Annotated in this window: 19 protein-coding genes; 9 read left to right on the top strand and 10 right to left on the bottom strand. The window is 71.2% G+C overall.

Annotated elements, in window-relative coordinates; genetic code table 11:
- Positions 1-48 precede the first annotated feature (48 nt).
- From ACQP2X_RS27150 to ACQP2X_RS27175, 6 genes are read right to left on the bottom strand one after another with little or no spacing between them, the layout of a single operon-like run.
- Positions 49-1,212: a sensor histidine kinase gene (locus ACQP2X_RS27150; RefSeq protein WP_498686586.1), complete on the bottom strand. Its 1,164-nt coding sequence runs from the start codon at positions 1,210-1,212 to the stop codon at positions 49-51.
- Positions 1,209-1,892 carry a response regulator transcription factor gene (locus ACQP2X_RS27155; RefSeq protein WP_498686588.1) on the bottom strand — a complete coding sequence of 228 codons (684 nt, stop codon included), beginning with the start codon at positions 1,890-1,892 and terminating at the stop codon, positions 1,209-1,211. The genes ACQP2X_RS27150 and ACQP2X_RS27155 overlap by 4 nt, the downstream gene beginning before the upstream one ends.
- Before the next feature lie 20 nt (positions 1,893-1,912).
- Complete coding sequence (locus ACQP2X_RS27160) at positions 1,913-2,863, bottom strand: VWA domain-containing protein (RefSeq protein ID WP_498686590.1); 951 nt, start codon at positions 2,861-2,863, stop codon at positions 1,913-1,915.
- Positions 2,860-3,792, bottom strand: coding sequence for a DUF58 domain-containing protein (locus tag ACQP2X_RS27165; protein WP_498686592.1), 933 nt, complete (start codon positions 3,790-3,792; stop codon positions 2,860-2,862). Before ACQP2X_RS27165 ends, ACQP2X_RS27160 begins: the two co-directional genes overlap by 4 nt.
- A complete protein-coding gene (locus tag ACQP2X_RS27170) occupies positions 3,789-4,784 on the bottom strand; it encodes an AAA family ATPase (protein ID WP_498686593.1) in 996 nt (331 codons plus the stop codon). Before ACQP2X_RS27170 ends, ACQP2X_RS27165 begins: the two co-directional genes overlap by 4 nt.
- A gap of 12 nt (positions 4,785-4,796) precedes the next feature.
- A complete protein-coding gene (locus ACQP2X_RS27175; RefSeq protein ID WP_498686594.1) occupies positions 4,797-5,666 on the bottom strand; it encodes an aminoglycoside phosphotransferase family protein in 870 nt (289 codons plus the stop codon).
- A 63-nt stretch (positions 5,667-5,729) separates the two neighbouring features.
- Between ACQP2X_RS27175 and ACQP2X_RS27180 the strand changes: the two genes are divergently transcribed.
- Entirely contained in the window at positions 5,730-6,014 is a 285-nt protein-coding gene (locus ACQP2X_RS27180; RefSeq protein WP_498686596.1) for a hypothetical protein, read from the top strand.
- 11 nt (positions 6,015-6,025) lie between these two features.
- A complete protein-coding gene (locus ACQP2X_RS27185; protein ID WP_498686597.1) occupies positions 6,026-6,772 on the top strand; it encodes a 2-phosphosulfolactate phosphatase in 747 nt (248 codons plus the stop codon).
- A 248-nt stretch (positions 6,773-7,020) separates the two neighbouring features.
- On the opposite strand, the gene ACQP2X_RS27190 is transcribed toward ACQP2X_RS27185, so the two are convergent.
- Complete coding sequence (locus tag ACQP2X_RS27190; RefSeq protein ID WP_498686598.1) at positions 7,021-7,365, bottom strand: DUF2795 domain-containing protein; 345 nt, start codon at positions 7,363-7,365, stop codon at positions 7,021-7,023.
- Positions 7,366-7,400: 35 nt separating this feature from the next.
- On the bottom strand, positions 7,401-7,658 hold the full coding sequence (locus ACQP2X_RS27195; RefSeq protein WP_498686600.1) for a hypothetical protein: 258 nt from the start codon (positions 7,656-7,658) through the stop codon (positions 7,401-7,403).
- 169 nt (positions 7,659-7,827) lie between these two features.
- Here ACQP2X_RS27195 and ACQP2X_RS27200 point away from each other — a divergent pair, with 169 nt between their 5' ends.
- Genes ACQP2X_RS27200 through ACQP2X_RS27215 form a run of 4 tightly spaced genes read left to right on the top strand, consistent with a single transcriptional unit; the run spans position 7,828 to position 11,647 of the window.
- On the top strand, positions 7,828-8,376 hold the full coding sequence (locus ACQP2X_RS27200) for a DUF4956 domain-containing protein (protein WP_498686601.1): 549 nt from the start codon (positions 7,828-7,830) through the stop codon (positions 8,374-8,376).
- A complete protein-coding gene (locus ACQP2X_RS27205; protein ID WP_498686602.1) occupies positions 8,373-9,113 on the top strand; it encodes a polyphosphate polymerase domain-containing protein in 741 nt (246 codons plus the stop codon). Before ACQP2X_RS27200 ends, ACQP2X_RS27205 begins: the two co-directional genes overlap by 4 nt.
- The gene (locus ACQP2X_RS27210; protein WP_498686605.1) at positions 9,113-10,942 is read left to right on the top strand and encodes a carbohydrate-binding domain-containing protein; all 1,830 of its coding nucleotides are present in this window, start codon (positions 9,113-9,115) and stop codon (positions 10,940-10,942) included. The genes ACQP2X_RS27205 and ACQP2X_RS27210 overlap by 1 nt, the downstream gene beginning before the upstream one ends.
- A 60-nt stretch (positions 10,943-11,002) precedes the next feature.
- Positions 11,003-11,647: an NAD(P)-dependent oxidoreductase gene (locus tag ACQP2X_RS27215; RefSeq protein ID WP_498686607.1), complete on the top strand. Its 645-nt coding sequence runs from the start codon at positions 11,003-11,005 to the stop codon at positions 11,645-11,647.
- Here ACQP2X_RS27215 and ACQP2X_RS27220 read toward each other — a convergent pair.
- Positions 11,641-12,099: a winged helix-turn-helix transcriptional regulator gene (locus ACQP2X_RS27220; protein ID WP_498686608.1), complete on the bottom strand. Its 459-nt coding sequence runs from the start codon at positions 12,097-12,099 to the stop codon at positions 11,641-11,643. The two genes, ACQP2X_RS27215 and ACQP2X_RS27220, sit on opposite strands and share 7 nt — an antisense overlap.
- Before the next feature lie 54 nt (positions 12,100-12,153).
- Between ACQP2X_RS27220 and ACQP2X_RS27225 the strand changes: the two genes are divergently transcribed.
- Positions 12,154-13,536 carry an MFS transporter gene (locus ACQP2X_RS27225; RefSeq protein WP_498686610.1) on the top strand — a complete coding sequence of 461 codons (1,383 nt, stop codon included), beginning with the start codon at positions 12,154-12,156 and terminating at the stop codon, positions 13,534-13,536.
- 199 nt (positions 13,537-13,735) lie between these two features.
- On the opposite strand, the gene ACQP2X_RS27230 is transcribed toward ACQP2X_RS27225, so the two are convergent.
- Entirely contained in the window at positions 13,736-14,329 is a 594-nt protein-coding gene (locus tag ACQP2X_RS27230; RefSeq protein WP_498686612.1) for a hypothetical protein, read from the bottom strand.
- Between the two features lie 1,405 nt (positions 14,330-15,734).
- On the opposite strand from ACQP2X_RS27230, the gene ACQP2X_RS27235 reads away from it, so the two are divergent.
- Complete coding sequence (locus ACQP2X_RS27235) at positions 15,735-16,052, top strand: hypothetical protein (protein ID WP_498686613.1); 318 nt, start codon at positions 15,735-15,737, stop codon at positions 16,050-16,052.
- Positions 16,053-16,144: 92 nt separating this feature from the next.
- Positions 16,145-17,479 (top strand): cellulase family glycosylhydrolase, encoded by a 1,335-nt coding sequence (locus ACQP2X_RS27240; RefSeq protein ID WP_498686615.1) that lies wholly within the window; start codon positions 16,145-16,147, stop codon positions 17,477-17,479.
- The last annotated feature ends 14 nt before the right edge of the window (positions 17,480-17,493 follow it).

Consider the following 17,493-nt stretch of genomic DNA (forward strand, 5'->3'; position numbering starts at 1 on the left):
TCCCCGGCGAGCGCCCGTCCCCGGACGAACCATAACCCCGCCGGTTGATCAAGGCCATGGCCTGCCGGGAGGTGGTGGTTCCTCGTCCGTGCGGCCGGCCGCGGGCAGCCACAGCACGAAGGTGCTCCCCCGCCCCGGTTCCGAGTGGGCGGCGACCCGGCCCCCGTGCGACTCGACGATCTGCCGGACGATGGCCAGGCCGAGGCCGGTGCGCCTTTCCGGGCCCTTCTGCGGCCCCTTCCAGAACCGGTCGAAGACCCGGGGCAGGTCCTCGGCCGCGATGCCCGGCCCCTCGTCGGCGACGGCCAGCCACAACCACGACCTCGTACGGCCCGTGGCCACGGTGATGGTGGAAGCGGGCGGCGCCAGCCGGACGGCGTTGGAGAGAAGGTTGCCGGCCGCGCGCCGCAGCGCGTCGGCGTCGCCGATCAGCCGCAGCCCGGGCTCGGTCGCGTAGGCCAGCCGCAGCCCCCGCTCGCGGGCCAGCGACTCCTCCCCCGCCTCGCGGGCCACCACGCTCAGGTCCATGTCGGCGTCGGTCATCGTGTCGGCCTCACGGCGGGCGGTGGCCAGCAGATCCTCGACCAGCCGGGACATGCGCGTGGTGGCCCGGTCGACCACCGCCACGGCCCGGCCGCGCTCCTCCGGCGTGGCGCCGGGCGCGGTCAGCGACGCGTCCAGGTTGGTCCGGATGATGGCCAGCGGGCTGCGCAGCTCGTGCGAAGCGTCGTCGATGAGCTGCCGCTGCGCCTGGAAGGCGTGATCGAGCCGGTCCAGCATGGAGTCCAGGGTGTCGGCCAGGTCGCGCAGCTCGTCGCGCGGCCCGTCGAGCCGGATCCGGCGCGACAGGTCGGTCGCCTGGATCTCACGGGCGGTCCGGCTGATCGCGCCGACCGGCCGCAGCGCCCGGCCCGACAGCACCCAGCCGACGCCCAGGCTGGCCACGAAGAGCCCGCCGAGGGCGTACAGCGAATATTGCCGCAGGTTCTTCAGGGTGTTGTAGTTGACCGCCGCCTCGATCTCGCCGACCTCGGCGAACGTGACCTGTCCCAGATATTGGCGGTCCTCGTAGAGCCGGGCCGTCCGCTCGGTGATCGGCTGCGGCTCGGTGGTCTGCGCGACGGCGATGTAGATGCCGCCGAGGGTCAGCCCGGCCAGCGCGAACAGCACCGTCGAGTAGATGACGGTCAGGCGCACCCGCAGCGACCTCACGGCGCCGCCTCCCGCAGCCGATATCCCCGGCCGACCACCGTGTCGATCCACCCCTCGCCCAGCTTGCGGCGCAGCGTGCCCACGGTGACCCGCACGGTCTGGGTGAACGGGTCGGCGTTGGCGTCCCACACGTGCTCGAGAAGCTCCTCGCTGGACACCACGTGCCCGGGGCGGGTCATCAGATATTCCAGGACGCCGAACTCCTTCGGCGTCAGCGACAGCGGCTCGCCGCCGAGGGTGGCCCGGTGCCGGGCGGTGTCGAGCACCAGGTCGCCCACGGTGAGCCGGGCCGAGCCGCCGGCGGTGTCGCGGCGCAGCAGCGCCCGGACCCGGGCCAGCAGCTCGGCCAGGTGGAACGGTTTGACCAGATAGTCGTCGGCGCCCCCGTCGAGGCCGCGCACCCGGTCGTCCAGGCCGCCGCGCGCGGTCAGCATCAGCACCCGCAGGTCACCCTGGCCGGGGGTCGGGGTCTCGCCGGTGCGCAGCGAGCGGCACAGTGCGAAGCCGTCGCCGTCGGGCAGGTTCACGTCCAGCAGCATCAGGTCGTACTCGTTGACGGTCAGCCGGTCGTACGCCTGGGCCACGTCGCCCGCGACGTCCACCGCGTAACCGGTGCGGGCCAGTCCCACCCGCAGGCCTTCCGCCAGATCTTCCTCGTCCTCAACAACCAGAAGGCGCATTCCTCGACTGTGCGCCGGATTCATGGGAGTTTGCTGAACCACAGCAGGGAGAACAATGCGGCCGCGACCGCGAGGACCAGACCGACGCCGATGAATCTCGCCGAGATGTCACGGACCTCGGTCTCGTGGCCGACCGAACTGCCGATGTCGGCGTACGCGTCCCGCAGCTCCTCCGAACTGGAGGCTTCGAAATACTGGCCGCTGGTGGCCTCGGCGATCGAGCGCAGCGTCTCGCCGTCGACCGGCACCGGCTGACCGCCCTCGATGCGGCCCTCGGCCGTGCCGAACGAGATGGTGTCGACCGGGACGCCGAGCTCGGTGGCGGCCCGGGCCGCCTCGGTGGGCTCCTGCCCCGAGGTGTTGGCGCCGTCCGACAGCACCACCACGCGGGCCGGCGGCACGTCCTCGCCGGCCTGGGCGTCGAGGGTGCGGATCTGGTCGAGCGCGGCCGCGATGGCGTCGCCGATCGCCGTGCCGGCCCGGCCGGCCGAGCCGTCGGAGAGCCGGTCGATCCCGCGGGCCAGCTCGTCGCGGTCGGTCACCGGGGGCACGAAGACCGAGGCCGTGCCGGCGAAGCCGACCAGGCCCACGTTGAACGGCTCGGGCAGGTCGCCGACGAACTCGTGCGCGGCCGCCTTGGCCGCGGAGAGCCGGTCGGGAGCCACGTCGTCGGCCAGCATCGACCGGGAGACGTCGACCGCGACGAGCACGGTCGCCCGCTCGCGCGGCACCTCGACCTCGGCCTGCGGCTGGGCGAAGCCGGCCACCAGCAGGGCCAGCATGCCCAAAAAGAGGCTGGCCGGGACGTGACGGCGCCAGCCGGGACGCTTCGGCGCGACCCGGTCGAGCAGGCGCAGGTTGGTGAAGCGGACGGCGTAGCGGCTGCGGCGGCGCTGGGCCCAGACGTACGCCCCGGCCAGCACCGCCACGGCGGCCAGCAACCAGAGCCTTTCCGGGGAGAGCCAGGTCATGCTGTTCCTCGCTTCCTGGTGGCGGCACGGCTCAGGCGCCTGCGCGCGTGCACGTGCCGGACGATGTCGGCGATCCAGTCGCGGTCGGTGCGCAGGGGCAGGTGCGCGGCGCCGGCCCTTCTGATCGCGGCCGCGATGGCCGTCTGCTGCTGGGTGGCCGCGGCGGCGTACCGCTGACGCAATCGACGGCTCGCCGTCGGCACCTCACGCCGCCGGCCGGTCTCCGGATCGACGAGGGTGAGGATGCCGACGTCGGGCAGTTCGCTCTCGCGCGGATCGCCGACCTGGACGGCCAGGACCTGATGGCGGGCGGCCAGGCGGCGCAACGGCTGTTCCCACTCGGGCGGCTTCGGCCCGAGGCCGTCCTCGTCGAGCCCGTCCAGGAAATCCGAGACGATGACGACGAGCCCGGCCTTCCTGGCGGTCATCTCCCGCAGGCCGGCCGCCAGAGATGCCGCGCCGGTCGTTCGCGGCGACTCGGCCAGCTTCCGCAGCAGGCTCATCAGCGGGGCCCGGCCGGTGCGAGCGGGAAAGCGGGTCGTCCCGTCCGGCGTCAGCACCGAGGCGCCGAGCCGGTTGCCGTTGCCGAGCGTGAGGAAGCCGACGGCCGCGACCGCCGCCACGGCCAGTTCCCGCTTCTCCAGCTCGGCCGTGCCGAAGTCCATGCTGGCGCTGGCGTCGACCAGCACCCAGGTGGCCAGTTCCCGGTCGGCGTCGACGGTCCGCACATGCGGCACCGTCGTACGCGCGGTGACCGCCCAGTCCATCCGGCGGACCTCGTCCTCGGCCGGGCGGTACTCGCGGCTTCCGGCCGGCTCGCTGCCGAGACCGGGCAACAGGCCGAGGTACGACCCGTGGAGCAGCCCGTCGAGCCGGCGCGTGACCACCAGCTCGAGCCGGCGCAGCCGCTTCTCCTCCCCGGACATCATGCGGCGTCCTGCTGCTGGGCGGGTGCGATCAACGGCAACGGCACCGCCGCCACGATCTTGCGGACCAGCTCTTCGGGCTCGACGCCGTCCGCGACCGCGTCGAAGCTCAGGACGAGCCGGTGCGCCAGCACGTCCTCAGCGATCTCCTGAAGGTCGGCCGGCAGCACGTAGTCGCGGCCGCGCAGCAGCGCCAGCGCCCGCCCGGCGGCGACCAGGCCGAGGGTGGCGCGCGGGCTGGCCCCGTAGGCCAGCTGCTCGGCCACGCCGGGCAGCCCGAACCGGGCCGGATCGCGCGTGGCCATGACCAGTCTGACGACGTACTCGGAAAGCGCGTGATGCACGAAGACCTCGCGGGCCTTGCCCTGCAACGCGGTCAGCGCCGTGGTGTCGAGCACCGGCTCGGCGCTGGGCCGCTCGCCGCTCATCCGGTAGAGGATGCCGAGCTCCTCCTGCTCGGTCGGATAGCCCACCACGACCCGCATCAGGAACCGGTCGCGCTGCGCCTCCGGCAGCTGATAGACCCCCTCGCTCTCGATCGGGTTCTGGGTGGCCAGGACCAGGAACGGCCGGGGTACGGGGTGAGTGCGGCCGCCGATCGAGACGTGCCCCTCGGCCATCACCTCCAACAGCGCCGACTGCACCTTCGCGGGCGCCCGGTTGATCTCGTCGGCCAGCACGATGTTCGCCATCACCGGACCGAGCTCGACGTCGAACGCCTCCTGCGACGCTCGGTAGATCCGGGTGCCGAGAATGTCCGACGGCACCAGGTCGGGCGTGAACTGGATGCGCCGGAACTCCCCGCCCACCGCCACGGCGAGGGTCTCGGCGGCCAGCGTCTTGGCCACCCCGGGCACACCCTCCAGCAGGCAGTGCCCGCCGGCCAGCAGCGCCGTCAGCAGCCGCTCGACCAGCCGGTCCTGCCCGACGATGACCTTCTTGACCTCGAAGAGCGTCTGCTCCAGCAGCCGCGCGTCAGTTACGTCCTCCGTCATGCCCCGATGACATCAACACGCACCGAAAGACAACCGAAGGTCCGTCACGGTCTCGGTGATCTGCCGGGTGGTCTGTGTGGCCACCCGGGCGTCGGTCGCGGCGTACGAGCAATAGGCGTTCAACCCGGTCGTCAGCGCCCAGCCGCGCCCCCGCGCCCAGGTCGCGTCGTCCACGCCGAGCGCGTCCCGGAAGACCGGCCGCGACGAGCCGGACAACAGCGTGTACGCCATCATCATGTCCCGGGCCGGATCGCCCGCACCGAGACCGCCGAAGTCGATGATCGCGCTGACCCGTCCGGCCACGGTCAGCACGTTGCCGATGTGGAAGTCGCCGTGGAACCAGACCGGCGGCCGATCCCACGCGGGCGCGTCGAGGGCCGTCTGCCACACGCTGGTCAGGGCCGCGGCGTCGAAGACCCCGGCCACGTTCGCGATCGCCCGCCGCGTCTCCCGGTCCCGCTCCGGCAGCGGCGGCCCATCGCCGGGCGGGGCCCCGTCGAGCGGAAACCGTTGAAGGCTGCGGAGAAACGCGGCGAGCGCCCCGGCCGCCTCCGGCGAATCCGCCAGGTCGACAGTGGCCACCTCGCCGTCCAGCCAGCGCGCCACCGACCAGTGCCACGGATAGCCGAGCCCGGGCCGCCCGACCGCGACCGGCTCAGGCACCGCCAGCGGCAGGGCGGGCGCCATCCGCGGCAGCCAGACGCTCTCCTTCACCGCCTGCCCGATGGCACCCTCGTGCCGGGGCAGCCGCACGGCGAGCTCGTCCCCCAGCCGGAAGATGACGTGATCGGACCCGCCCTGCTCCACAGCGCGCAGAGGCAGCCCCGCCCACTGCGGGAACTGCGCCTCCAGGAGCCCGGCGGCCAGCGCGGCATCGATCACCCTCGGGAAGCTACTGAAGCCGAACCGCCCGGCTCAACCGGATTAGGCCCCTATGGTGATCGCATGGACACCGGCGACGCTCTCTCCGGCACCGGTTTCGCCCTGGTCGCCCTGCTGCTGGCGGCCTCCGGCGTACGGACGCTGACCCGCGTGACCGTCCCCGAGCCCCACTTGCAGGCGTTCTCCCGCTTCGGCATGGCCGTCGCCTGCGCGGTCCTGGCCACGAGCTTCTTCCTGGCCGGATCGAGGCTGACGAGCGGACTGCTCCTGGGTGTGGCGGTCGTCGCGCTGCTGATCTCGATGATGCTCGAGAACAAGAGGAACCGCCGCCTCCGCCAGGAGCCCTAGAATCGCTTCCCGTGCCGATTGTGGGAAGGGACGCCGAGGTGGCGCCCGGCCGCGTCGTCGTGGTCGTCGATGTCATCCGGGCCTTCACGACGGCGGCGCTGGCGTTCGAGCGCGGGGCGACGGAGATCGCCTGCGTGGCCTCGGCCGAAGCGGGCCGGAGCTTCCGCCGGGCGCGGCCGGAACGGCTCCTGGCCGGGGAGGTCGCGGGACTCAAACCGCCCGACTTCGACTACGGGAACTCGCCGCTCGAAATGTCCACGGCGGAGTTGGGCGGCCGCGCCCTGATCCAGGCGACCTCGAACGGGACGCGGGGCCTCGTCCGCCATCCGGCCGCGGCGGCGGTGCTGGCGGTGTCGGCGCTGAACGCGGCGGCGACCGCACGGTGGATCGCCGAGAACCACGCGGACACGCCGTGGACGATCGTCTGCACCGGGCGGACCGCCGAGGACTGGGCCTGCGCGAGATACGTGAGCGAGCTTCTCGACGGCGGAGATCCGAGCCGGGCGGAGCTGGTGGCGGGCATCAGGCAGGGCGCGGCCGAGCACGCCCGGGCGTACGAGGGAAAGCCCGCCCACGAACGGGTCGACCTGACCGGCGACCTGCCCTACTGCTGCGAGGTCGACCGGTCGGATTTCGCCATGGTCGGCCGGATCCACGAGGACCACGTCGTGCTCGAACGAACCCACCGGCGCTGGGAGCATCGTGGCGCTGACGCCACCGCGCGGCTGAAATCTGAGGGGGAACCGGGCCGTTTCTGAGGTGTCGCTCCCGATGTTTGGGGGCTCGGCGCCGACCAGGCTTCGACTCATGACGCATCGAAGCCTGGAGGTCCCATGTTCAGCTCTGTAGCCGCCGCGTTGCTGGTGGCGACGGTTGTCGCGGTCGAGCCGGTCGAGCCGCCGCCCACACCGGAGCCCGCGGCCGGCACGCACTTGTGCGCGATCGACTTCGAAGTGAGCGGGCCCAGCCCGTACGGCCGATGGAATGCTGTTGCCTGCAACGGGCGTCAGCCGCGGCCGAGCGCCGCCCAGATCTGGCTCACGTTGTCGTAGGTGACGCCGTCCGGCAGGCTGTCGAGGTCGGCCAGGACGTCGTCCGGAGCGCCGAGCGTCTCGGCGCTCCGCCGCAGCGCCTCGCGGTCGCCGGGCAGCGCGGACAGGCCGATGAAACGCCCGAACCGGCTCAGGTCGCCCGCGGGATCGCCGTCGTTCACCGGCGAGACCTCGGGCTGGTCCTCGCCCGGCGGCTCGGCCATCTTCCACTCGTCGGCCCGGCCCTGGTCGTGGCCGCGCTCGCCGCGCTCCAGGGCGTCGTCGACGCGGGGACTGTGCTTGTTGCTGCCTCGTTCCATGACGACAGCCTTCCCGTGTCACATGGCGCTAAACTCTAGCGTCGTCGCCATCGGCAGGCGTCCACGGCGATCGCGCCGCCGGTCAGGGCGACCAGCGTGCACGTCAGCGCCACGCCGAACACGCCCCAGGCGACCATCGCGACCGAGAGCAGGCCCCACACGACGCCGCCCACGACCGCCAGGGTCACCAGCACGCGCCGGGGCAGGCGCCGTCGCCCGGCCAGCGAGGGATAGTCGGTCGTCAGCCGCTCGACGATCTCGGCGAACTCGCGTTCCTTGTCGTTCGTTCCCATCGGGTCAAACCTCCCGGCCCAGTCTCTCTCGGCGAGGCACGTCCGTATGGACGGTAACCCTCGCCTTCTAGGACGCGTTTCTAAGTAAATTCGTGCACTCCGGCGAATGACCGCAAGGTGGACAGCAACTTACAGCTGGCGCACAGGAACGCCCGGCTTACTGGTCGTCGTGAATCTTCTGCTCGCCGTCCTGATCGACCTGGTGGCCATCGCCGTGCTGGCGTTCGGGATCTACTTCCCGCGCCATCACCGCCGGGATCTGCTGGTGGCCTATCTGGTCGTGAACGTCGGCGTGCTGGCCGTGGCCACGATCCTGGAGTCGGCCACCGTGGGCGTCGGGCTCGGTCTGGGCCTGTTCGGCGTGCTGTCGATCATCCGGTTGCGCTCGTACGAGATCGCCCAGCACGAGATCGCGTACTACTTCGCCGCCCTGGCCCTGGGTCTGCTGCCCGGCCTCACCGGGCGTGTCGACTGGCTGGTCGGCGGTCTGATGGCCTTGATCGTGGCCACGCTCTTCGTCGGTGACCACCCGCGGCTGTTCTCCCGGTATCGCCAGCAGACCGTGCAGCTCGACACCGCCCACACCGACGAGAGCGCCCTGCGCGCCCATCTGGAGGCGCTCCTCGGCGCCCGGGTGGTCAATCTCTCCGTACGTCACCTCGATCTTGTCAACGACACCACGCTGGTCGAGGTCCGCTACGTGGCCGCGGCGCCATGAGAACGATCTCGCTCGACGAGCTCATCGAGCAGGGCGCGCTGCTCAAGCGGTTCGACCACAAGTACGTACTGCCCGCTCAGACCCTGCCCGCCCTGATCGGCGCCCTCCCGGACGACACCCGGATCCTGGAGATCGACGGCCGCCGCCGCTTCCCGTACCGGTCGACGTACTTCGACACACCGGGCCTCGACAGCTACCTCGGGGCCGCACGCCGCCGCCGGCGCCGCTTCAAACTCCGCGTGCGCACCTATCTGGGCACCGGCACCGACTTCCTCGAGGTCAAGACCCGCGGTTCCCGCGGGATCACGATCAAAGACCGTTTCCCGTACGCCGGTGAGCACGATCGCCTCGACACGGCCGCCCGCGACCTCGCGTGCGCCGTGCTCACCAAGGCCCGTATCGCCGTCGACCCCGACTTCGCGCCGGCCCTGACCACCCATTACGAGCGGACCACCCTGTTCGTCCCGTCCAGCGGCAGCCGGGTCACCATCGACCACGACCTGGCCTGGGGCCTGCCCGGCCACCCGGCCGCCGCCGCGCTGCCGGGCCGGGTCGTCGTCGAGACGAAGTCGCCGCGGGTCACCTCGCCGGTCGACCGGCTGCTCTGGTCGCTGGCGCACCGCCCGTCCCCGATGTCGAAGTACGCGACGGGCCTCGCCGTCCTCCGCCCCGACCTGCCCGCCCACCGCTGGCGACCGCTCGTGCGCCGCCACTTCGAGCCCCTGGGGAGCCGTTGATGAGAAAGCTCGCCGCCGTCGCCGGCGCCGCCGCGTTGACCGCCGTCCTCGCCGCCTGCTCCGACGACTCTCCAGCTTCCACCCCGCCCGCACCCGGCGCGGCCTCTTCCTCCCCGGGCTCGTCCGCCGGCGCCTCATCGGCGGGTTCCGCCGCGGCTTCCTCCTCAGCGGCCGCCGTTCTCGCCGCTAACAAAACCGTGCACACTGCCGCGGCGGCCGGTGCGGCGGGCACAGGAGCCAATCCCACGGGCGCGGTCGCCGATGCCGCGGGCGCGGCCACTATCACGCTTTCCGGGGCGTCCGCGTCCTCGTCATCGTCGGGCGTCAAGATCGACGGGAGCACGGTGACGATCGGCGCCGCCGGGGTCTACCGCCTGACCGGCACCCTGAACGGACAGATCGTTGTCAACGCCCCGAAGGCCACCGTCACCCTGATCCTCGACAACGCCGCGATCACCAGCTCCACGACGGCGGCGATCGCCGCGGTCGAGGCGGGGCAGCTCGATGTCGTACTCGCCGGGGGAAGTTCGAATGCCCTGGCCGACGTGTCGTCGTACGCCGGGAACGCCGATGTCAACGCCGCCCTGTTCAGCGCCGGTGATCTGACCGTGAGCGGCGACGGCGCACTGACCGTGACCGGCAACGGGAACGACGGCATCGCCTCGAAGGACGGCCTGCTGATCGTCTCGGGAAAGCTGGCCGTCAAGGCGAAGGACGACGGCCTGCGCGGCAAGGACTACCTGGTCGTCCGGGCGGGAACGATCCAGGTGACGGCCGGCGGCGACGGGCTCAAGGCCGACAACGAGGAGGACGCCGACGCCGGCTTCATCGCGGTCGCGGGCGGAGAGGTGACCGTGACGGCCGGCGGTGACGGCTTCGACGCGGCCACCGACCTCGTGCAGACCGGCGGAGCCGTCACGGTGACCGCCGGCGGCGGGCACGGGACGGCGCCCGCCGACGACCCGTCCACCAAGGGCCTGAAGTCGGGCGTCATCACCGTCCTCGAGGCCGGCACGGCCACCGTCGACGCCGGCGACGACGCGGTGCACAGCGACGGCGCGATCCACCTGGCCGGCGCCACGGTGAGCGCGGCCAGCGGCGACGACGGCGTGCACGCCGAGGACACCCTGCGCGTCTCGGCCGGCACGGTGAAGGTGACCTCGTCGGTCGAGGGCTTCGAGGCGGCCCACATCGACGTGACCGGCGGCGACGCGTCGATCGTGGCCAGCGACGACGGCCTCAACGCGGCCGGCGGCGACGGCGGTGGCCCCGGTGGTGGCGGCGGCGAGCAGGTCGGCGACTACACCGCCACCGTCTCCGGCGGCACGCTCGTGATCGACTCCGAGGGTGACGGCTTCGACTCCAACGGCACGGCCGCGATCAGCGGCGGCACCGTCGTGGTGAGCGGGCCGTCCGGGCGCGGCAACGGCGCCCTCGACGTCAACGGCACCTTCACCGTCTCGGGCGGAACGGTCTTCGCCGCCGGCAGCGCGAGCATGCCCGTCGCCCCGGCCGGGGACTCGTCTCAGGCCTGGCTGGCCGTCACCCCGGACACCGCGGTGCCGGCCGGGACGACGGTCCAGGTGACCGACGCCAGGGGCAAGGTCCTGGCGACGTTCGTGACCCACAAGCCGGCCGAGAACATCGTCTTCTCGTCGAGCGCCCTCAAGAAGGACACCGACTACCGCCTCTACTCCGGCGGCACGGCGAGCGGCGACGACATCGGCGGCCTGTCCGCCTCGGGCCGCCTCGGATCGGCCCAGCAGATCGCAACGGTCACGTCCGGCGTGGCTCCCGAGGGCGGCTGGGGACGCCGGCCCGGCCGATAGCCCCAGCTCCGACCCGCTATATTTCAGGTAGTAGCTATCTGAGGGATACAGGAGCAAACCATGGCGAAGGTCGTAGTCTTCGGGATCACCGGGTACGCCGGCGGGCACATCGGCGCCGAGCTGGCGGCGCGCGGCCACCAGGTGAAGGGCGTCGCCCGGAAGATCTCCACGCTGCCCGCCGGCATCGAGGCCGACGCCGGCTCGATCCACGACGCCGACTTCGTCCGGAGCGTCACCGAGGGCGCCGACCACATCGTGGTGGCGCTGCGGTTCGGCCCCCAGGCCGACGAGCCGCAGCTCATCGAGGCCCTGCCCAGCCTGACCGCAGCCGCGGTGGCCCAGGGCGCCCGCCTCGGCTTCGTCGGCGGCGCCGGTTCGCTGCTGGTCGCCGAGGGTGGCCCAGCCCTGGTCGACACGCCCGAGTTCCCGGACGCGTACAAGGGTGAGGCGCTGGCCGCCCGCGACGCCTTGGACGCCCTCCGCGCCACCGACGAGGCCCTCGACTGGTTCTACGTCAGCCCGGCGGCCGGCTTCGGCGGCTTCGCCCCCGGCGAGAAGACCGGGAAGTTCCGCGTCGGCGGCGACATCCTCCTGACCGACGACCAGGGCAACTCGTACGTCTCCGGCGCCGACTACGCCATTGCCTTCGCCGACGAGATCGAGTCCGGCGCGCACCGCCGCTCCCGCTTCACCGTCGCTTACTGAACCTCGGGACCGCTCATCGTCCACCCGGGTGACAGCATGCTGCGCGTGAGGTCACCCGGGGCGGGGCGCTCGCCGCAGGTCGCGCAGACCGTGGCCGGGCGGAACTCGTGGTCGTGCCGGTGCTCGATGCGGACCGGGGGCTCGGTCACCGCCCAGCGGTCGCCCCAGGCCAGCAGCGACCAGATCACCGGGAACAGGTCGCGGCCGGCCTCGGTCAGGCGGTAGCCGTCGCCCTTCTCGACGACGCCGGCCTCGGTGAGGTCCTTGAGCCGGGCGGCCAGGCGGTCGCGGGGCGCGCCGGTGTTGCGGGCGATCTGATTGAAGCGGCTGTTGCCGAACGAGATCTCCCGGACCGCCAGCAGCGCCCAGCGGTCGCCGACCAGCTCCAGGGCGGCGGCCACGGAGCAGGGACGGCCGGGCAGGGTGGCGGGGTCGCGGCGGATGTCGGTCACACGCCGAGCATGGCACGGTTTGATTTTCCAACCAAACCGGCTACCGTGCTCGCCGTGGTTGGAAAATCAAACCGGCGTCTCGCCGTACTTGTGGTGTCGCTCGCGGTCTTCATGACGAACCTGGACCTGTGGATCGTCAACGTGGCCCTGCCCGCCATGGGCGCCGACTTCCATGCCTCTCTGGGCGACCTGAGCTGGGTGCTCAACGCGTACGCCATCACGCTCGCCGCCCTTCTGGTCGTCGCCGGACGTCTCGGCGACCGGATCGGGCAGCGGCCGGTCTTCCTGGCCGGCGTCGTGATCTTCACGCTGGCCTCGATCGCCTGCGCCGCCGCACCGACCCTCGGATGGCTGGTCGCGGCCCGGGTCCTCCAGGCCGTGGGCGCCGCCGCCCAGTTGCCCACGTCGCTCGGGTTGCTGCTCGCAGCCGTACCGGAAAATCGCCGGACCGCCGCGACAAGGTCCTGGGCCGCCGTCGGCGGACTCGCCGCCGCGTCCGGACCGGTCGCCGGCGGTCTGCTGGTCGAGCTCGACTGGCGCTGGGTCTTCCTGGTGAACCTGCCGATCGGCGCCCTCGCCCTGATCGCCGGCCTGATCGCGCTCCCCCGCCCGGTCGCCCGCGAGACCGGCCCCCTGCCCGACCTGCTCGGCGCCGTCCTGGTCACCGCGGCCGTGGCGTCGCTGACCGGCGCCCTGGTCGAGGCGCCGGACTGGGGCTGGCTGTCACCGGGAACGCTCGCCCTGGCCACGCTCGCCCTGGTCACCGGGGCGTGGTTCGGAGTCCGGTCGGTACGCCACCACACGCCGCTGCTGGAGCTGCACCTGCTGCGCCTGCCCCGCTTCGGCTCGTCCGGCCTGGGCACCATGACGTTCGGCGTGGCCTTCGCCGTGATGCTGCTGTCGAACGTGCTGTGGTGTCAGGAGGTGTGGCAGTGGAGCGCCCTGCGCACCGGCCTGGCCCTGGTACCCGGCCCGGCCCTGGTCCCGATCGTGACGATCCTGACCGCCCGGGCCGTGCACCGCTTCGGCCACGGCCGCCTGGTGGTCCTGGGCGCCCTGTTGTTCGCGGCCGGCATGCTGTGGCGGGTGGCGCTCATCTCGGTCGAGCCCGACTACGTACGCGACCTGCTGCCCAGCCTCCTGCTGACCGGCACGGGCGTCGGCCTGGCCCTGGGCACCCTGATCGCGGCCGGCGTCCAGTCCCTCCCCGCCGAACGCGCGGCAACGGGATCAGCCCTGGTCAACGCCTTGCGCCAGATCTCCGCCTCGATAGGCGTGGCCCTGCTGGTGACAATCGTCGGCTCCCAGGTCACGCCGGCGTCGGTCACCGACTTCCGCTGGGCCTGGACCCTGGCCGCCCTGCTGGCCGTGGTCACCGCGGCCATCGGCCTCACCCTGGGCCGCCCGGCGCCGGCCCTGGCTCCCGCCACCCGCTAGAACGCCCAGCTTCCCGGCCGCCCGTCCCCGCCACCCGATGAACTCCCGCCTCGTGGCCGCCCATTCCCGCCACCCGCCCGAGCACCGGCCTCCCTGCCGATCTTCCCGCGCCAACCGGCCTTTCCTGCCGCTCTTCCCCGCCACCATGAACTCCCGCCTTCTCGGCCGCGCATCCCCCCGCCCGGCCGGGGAGGCGGGTTCAACCCTTCGTCTCGATCTCCGCGCGCATGTCGGGAAAGTCGCCTTTGACGTCCACAGCGGTCTCGTAGAACCAGAGGATCATCCCGACGCTCCCTTCGTCGGACCAGCCGCAGATGGCCACGTCCTCCCCGCCGACGACGGTGCTGCCGCACTGCGCCACTCCGCCGAGCGACCCGGTACTGGCCGGTGAGACCCCGGTGAGCTGGTTCTCGCCACTGAACGACTGGAAAGCGGTGTCGAGCATCCTCTGCGGATCATCGACATCGACCTCGGCCGCGAGGGCGGCGAAGAACTTCCGGTCGGCGAGTGACCCGTAGACGGCCCCGAAGGCGTTGGCCGCGCCCGGATAGCCCTCGAGCTCCTTCTCCAGGTCGGTAGTGAGCGACTGCAACTCTTCGGCCTCGATCTTGGCTTGCCCGTTGAGAGTGGCCGGTTCCTTGATGCTGATGGCGTCCTTGGGCGCGACACTCGGGCTGGAGCTCGCTCCCCCGGCACCCTTCCCCCAGGAATACTTCTCACCGACCAGGTAGAACGTGAGCCCTCCACCGATGACCACCACCGCCGCGATGGCCGCCGTCAGCAGAGTGATCATCGCCGTCCGCGACCGATCCGACGGGGCGGGCGGTGGCACAGGCGCGGGCGGCGGCACAGGCGCGGGCTGAAACGCAGGCTGACTGTAACGAGGCGGCTCGTAGGCGGGTGGGTGGTTGCCCGGCCGCCCGAAGTCGGGTTGTTCGTAGAGCGGCTCGGTATGAGGCGGCGAGTCAAACGGGTCGACGGGCGGAGGGTAGGTCATCGACGCTCCAGGATCGGGACGGTCGGCTGAATGATATCGACAGCCCGCCTGGCCAGCACAAACCAAGATCGCGCCCGCCACAACGGGACGGCACCTCCCATGAGCCGCCCCCTCGGCCCCCTCCGACGCGCGGATCAACCCGCCTTCCCCCCGCACCGCCCCGGCACACGCCCTATTTGCAGCAAAGCAACAAATACGGTTTCCGGTTTTCCAGCCACTTTTGAAATTCGCATGATCCTTCCTTTGCTCTCGATCTTCAGGGTGCGGGATAATGGCTTATGAAGCAGCTGGAGTTCTTTTCCGAGTCGGTAATCGCTGATATGCGGGATTGGTCCGGGGTGCCAAGCCGTTCGCTGGAGATGCTGGAGTTCCGGCACGTTCAAGCGGCTCGGCGGCGGTGGGGCCTCAAACGGCGGCATGCGCTGAAGTTGTGTCGATTGCACGGCTGTTCACGGAAGTGCGGAGAGCTGGGTCTACATGATCCGTACGAGCGGATACCGCCGCTCATCTGGGACGACGAGGTGACGTGCACGCGGCGGCCGTCCCCGGGCAGGCCCACCGACCAGGCGATCGCCGCTGGGCCTACGGAAGCCGCGCCGGCCGATCACGCGGACAAGCCGGTCGAGGCCGAGGCGTCAGCCCAGCCCCAGCCGACAGTTGAGGTCGAGACAGCAGCCCAGCCCCAGCCGACGGTTGAGGTCAAGACAGCAGCCCAGCCCCAGCCGACGGTCGAGGTCAAGACAACAGCCCAGCCCCAGCCGACAGTTGAGGTCAAGACAACAGCCCAGCCCCAGCCGACAGTTGAGGTCAAGACAGCAGCCAGCCCCAGCCGACGGTTGAAACCGGAACGGAAGTGCGACCCGAAGCCACAGCCCAAGCCGCCGCGCCGGCCGAGACGAGGGTTCCGGCCGCGACCTTGGTTCGGGACGGGCCGGTGGGCCGGCGGAATTCATCGCGTCGGGTGCTATGGCGTCCCGCGCCCGCCCCGGCTGCGGTCGCGTCATTGAAGGATGAATGTGAGCAGGCGGCGCATTCCAGGATTCACGGAATAAGACACCATTCTGGACCGGCGCCGGCCTGAAGAAAACAGTATTGCCGCATTCGAGAAGCTCTGAAAAGAGTGCGGGCGGCGCGGTCTGTCCAGAAAACGCGGACCGGGATGTGGTGTTGCGTGTGCGCGCGGGCGTGCTACAGAGGAGGCATGGACATCCATGTCGATCGGAAGAACCACAGTGATGTGGTCGTCCGGGACATGATGGCGGCCACCTTCGGGCTCGCCGCCGACCTTCCCGCCACCGTCACCACCGGGTGTGGGCTCGAAGTTCCTCTCGCCTTCACCTCCGCCGAGCCGGGGCATGTCAACTGCCGGGTGTGCCGGGAGTTCGCTCACCGGCAACATCTCGATCTCGCCGAGCAGATCGAGCGGCTCGGTGGCATGCCGGGCAGTGTGGTCACACCGGACAAAGTGGCGGCGGCGGCCGCTCTGCACCGGGAGCTGGCGGCGCGCTACATCGATTGATTGCGATGGATGGGCGAACCGGTTAAGTTGGTCGCACAGGCGCGGTGCCGACGGCACTGAGTGGGCGCGCTCTTCCCTTCCGAGGTCATGTCATGAAGAGACTCGCCGCCGCGCTGGTGGCAGCCGCCGTGTCCGTGCTGTTCTTCGTCGCTCCGGCGTACGCCGCGGCCGGCCTGCACATCGTGGGCCGCAACATCGTCGAGGCCAACGGGCAGACGTTCGTGATGCGGGGCGTCAACCATCCCCACGCCTGGTATGCGAACCGGACCAACTCGATCGCCGACATCAAAGCCGCCGGGGCCAACACCGTACGGGTGGTGCTCAGCGGCGGCCGCTGGACCGCCAACACGGCCTCCGACGTCGCCAACGTCATCGCGCTGTGCAAGGCGAACAAGCTGATCTGCGTGCTCGAGGACCACGACACCACCGGATACGGGGAGGACGGCGCCGCCTACACCCTCGACCAGGCCGTCAACTACTGGATCAGCCTGAAGAGCGTCCTGCAGGGGCAGGAGGACTACGTCGTCATCAACATCGGCAACGAGCCGATCGGCAACACCAACCCGGGCCAGTGGACCGCCGCCACCGTCGCCGCCGTCCAGAAGATGCGCAGCAACGGCTTCCAGCATCTGCTCATGGTCGACGCGCCCAACTGGGGCCAGGACTGGCAGTACGTCATGCGCGACAACGCGCAGACCGTGCTCGACGCCGACACGCAGAAGAACACAGTGCTTTCGATCCACATGTACGCCGTCTTCAACCAGCCGTCGGCCATCACCAGCTACCTCGACCTGTTCGAGAGCAAGGGCTGGCCGCTCGTCATCGGCGAGTTCGGCTGGCAGTTCGCCAGCGGCGAGGTCAGCGACGAGACCATCCTGTCCGAGGCCGTCAAGCGCAACCTGGGCTATCTGGGCTGGTCGTGGTCGGGCAACACCGATCCGATCCTCGACATGACCACCAACTTCGACGCGAACCAGCTCACCACCTGGGGCCAGCGCATCGTGAACGGCCCGAACGGCCTCAAGGCCACCGCCAAGCAGGCCACCATCTACGGCGGCACCACCCCGACGACGCCGCCGACCACTCCCCCGGTGACGACACCGCCGCCGACCACGCCGCCGCCCTCGGTCGGCTGCTCGGCCTCGTACGCGGTCACCGGCCAGTGGCAGAACGGCTTCCAGGGCGAGGTCAAGGTCACCGCGGGCAGCGCCGCCGTGAAGAGCTGGACCGTCACCTGGACGTACGCAAACGGCCAGTCCGTCACCCAGGCCTGGAATGCCACCGTCTCCAGCAGCGGCTCGGCCGTGACCGCGCGCAACGTCGGCTACAACGGCTCCATCGCCGCCGGCGGCAGCACGACGTTCGGCTTCCTCGGCTCCTGGACCGGCTCCAACAGCGTGCCCACGCTCGCCTGCTCCGCCACCTGATGACGAGGGGTGCG

Source organism: Actinoplanes sp. CA-131856 (genome assembly GCF_050956135.1).
In the GTDB taxonomy this organism is placed as follows: domain Bacteria; phylum Actinomycetota; class Actinomycetes; order Mycobacteriales; family Micromonosporaceae; genus Actinoplanes.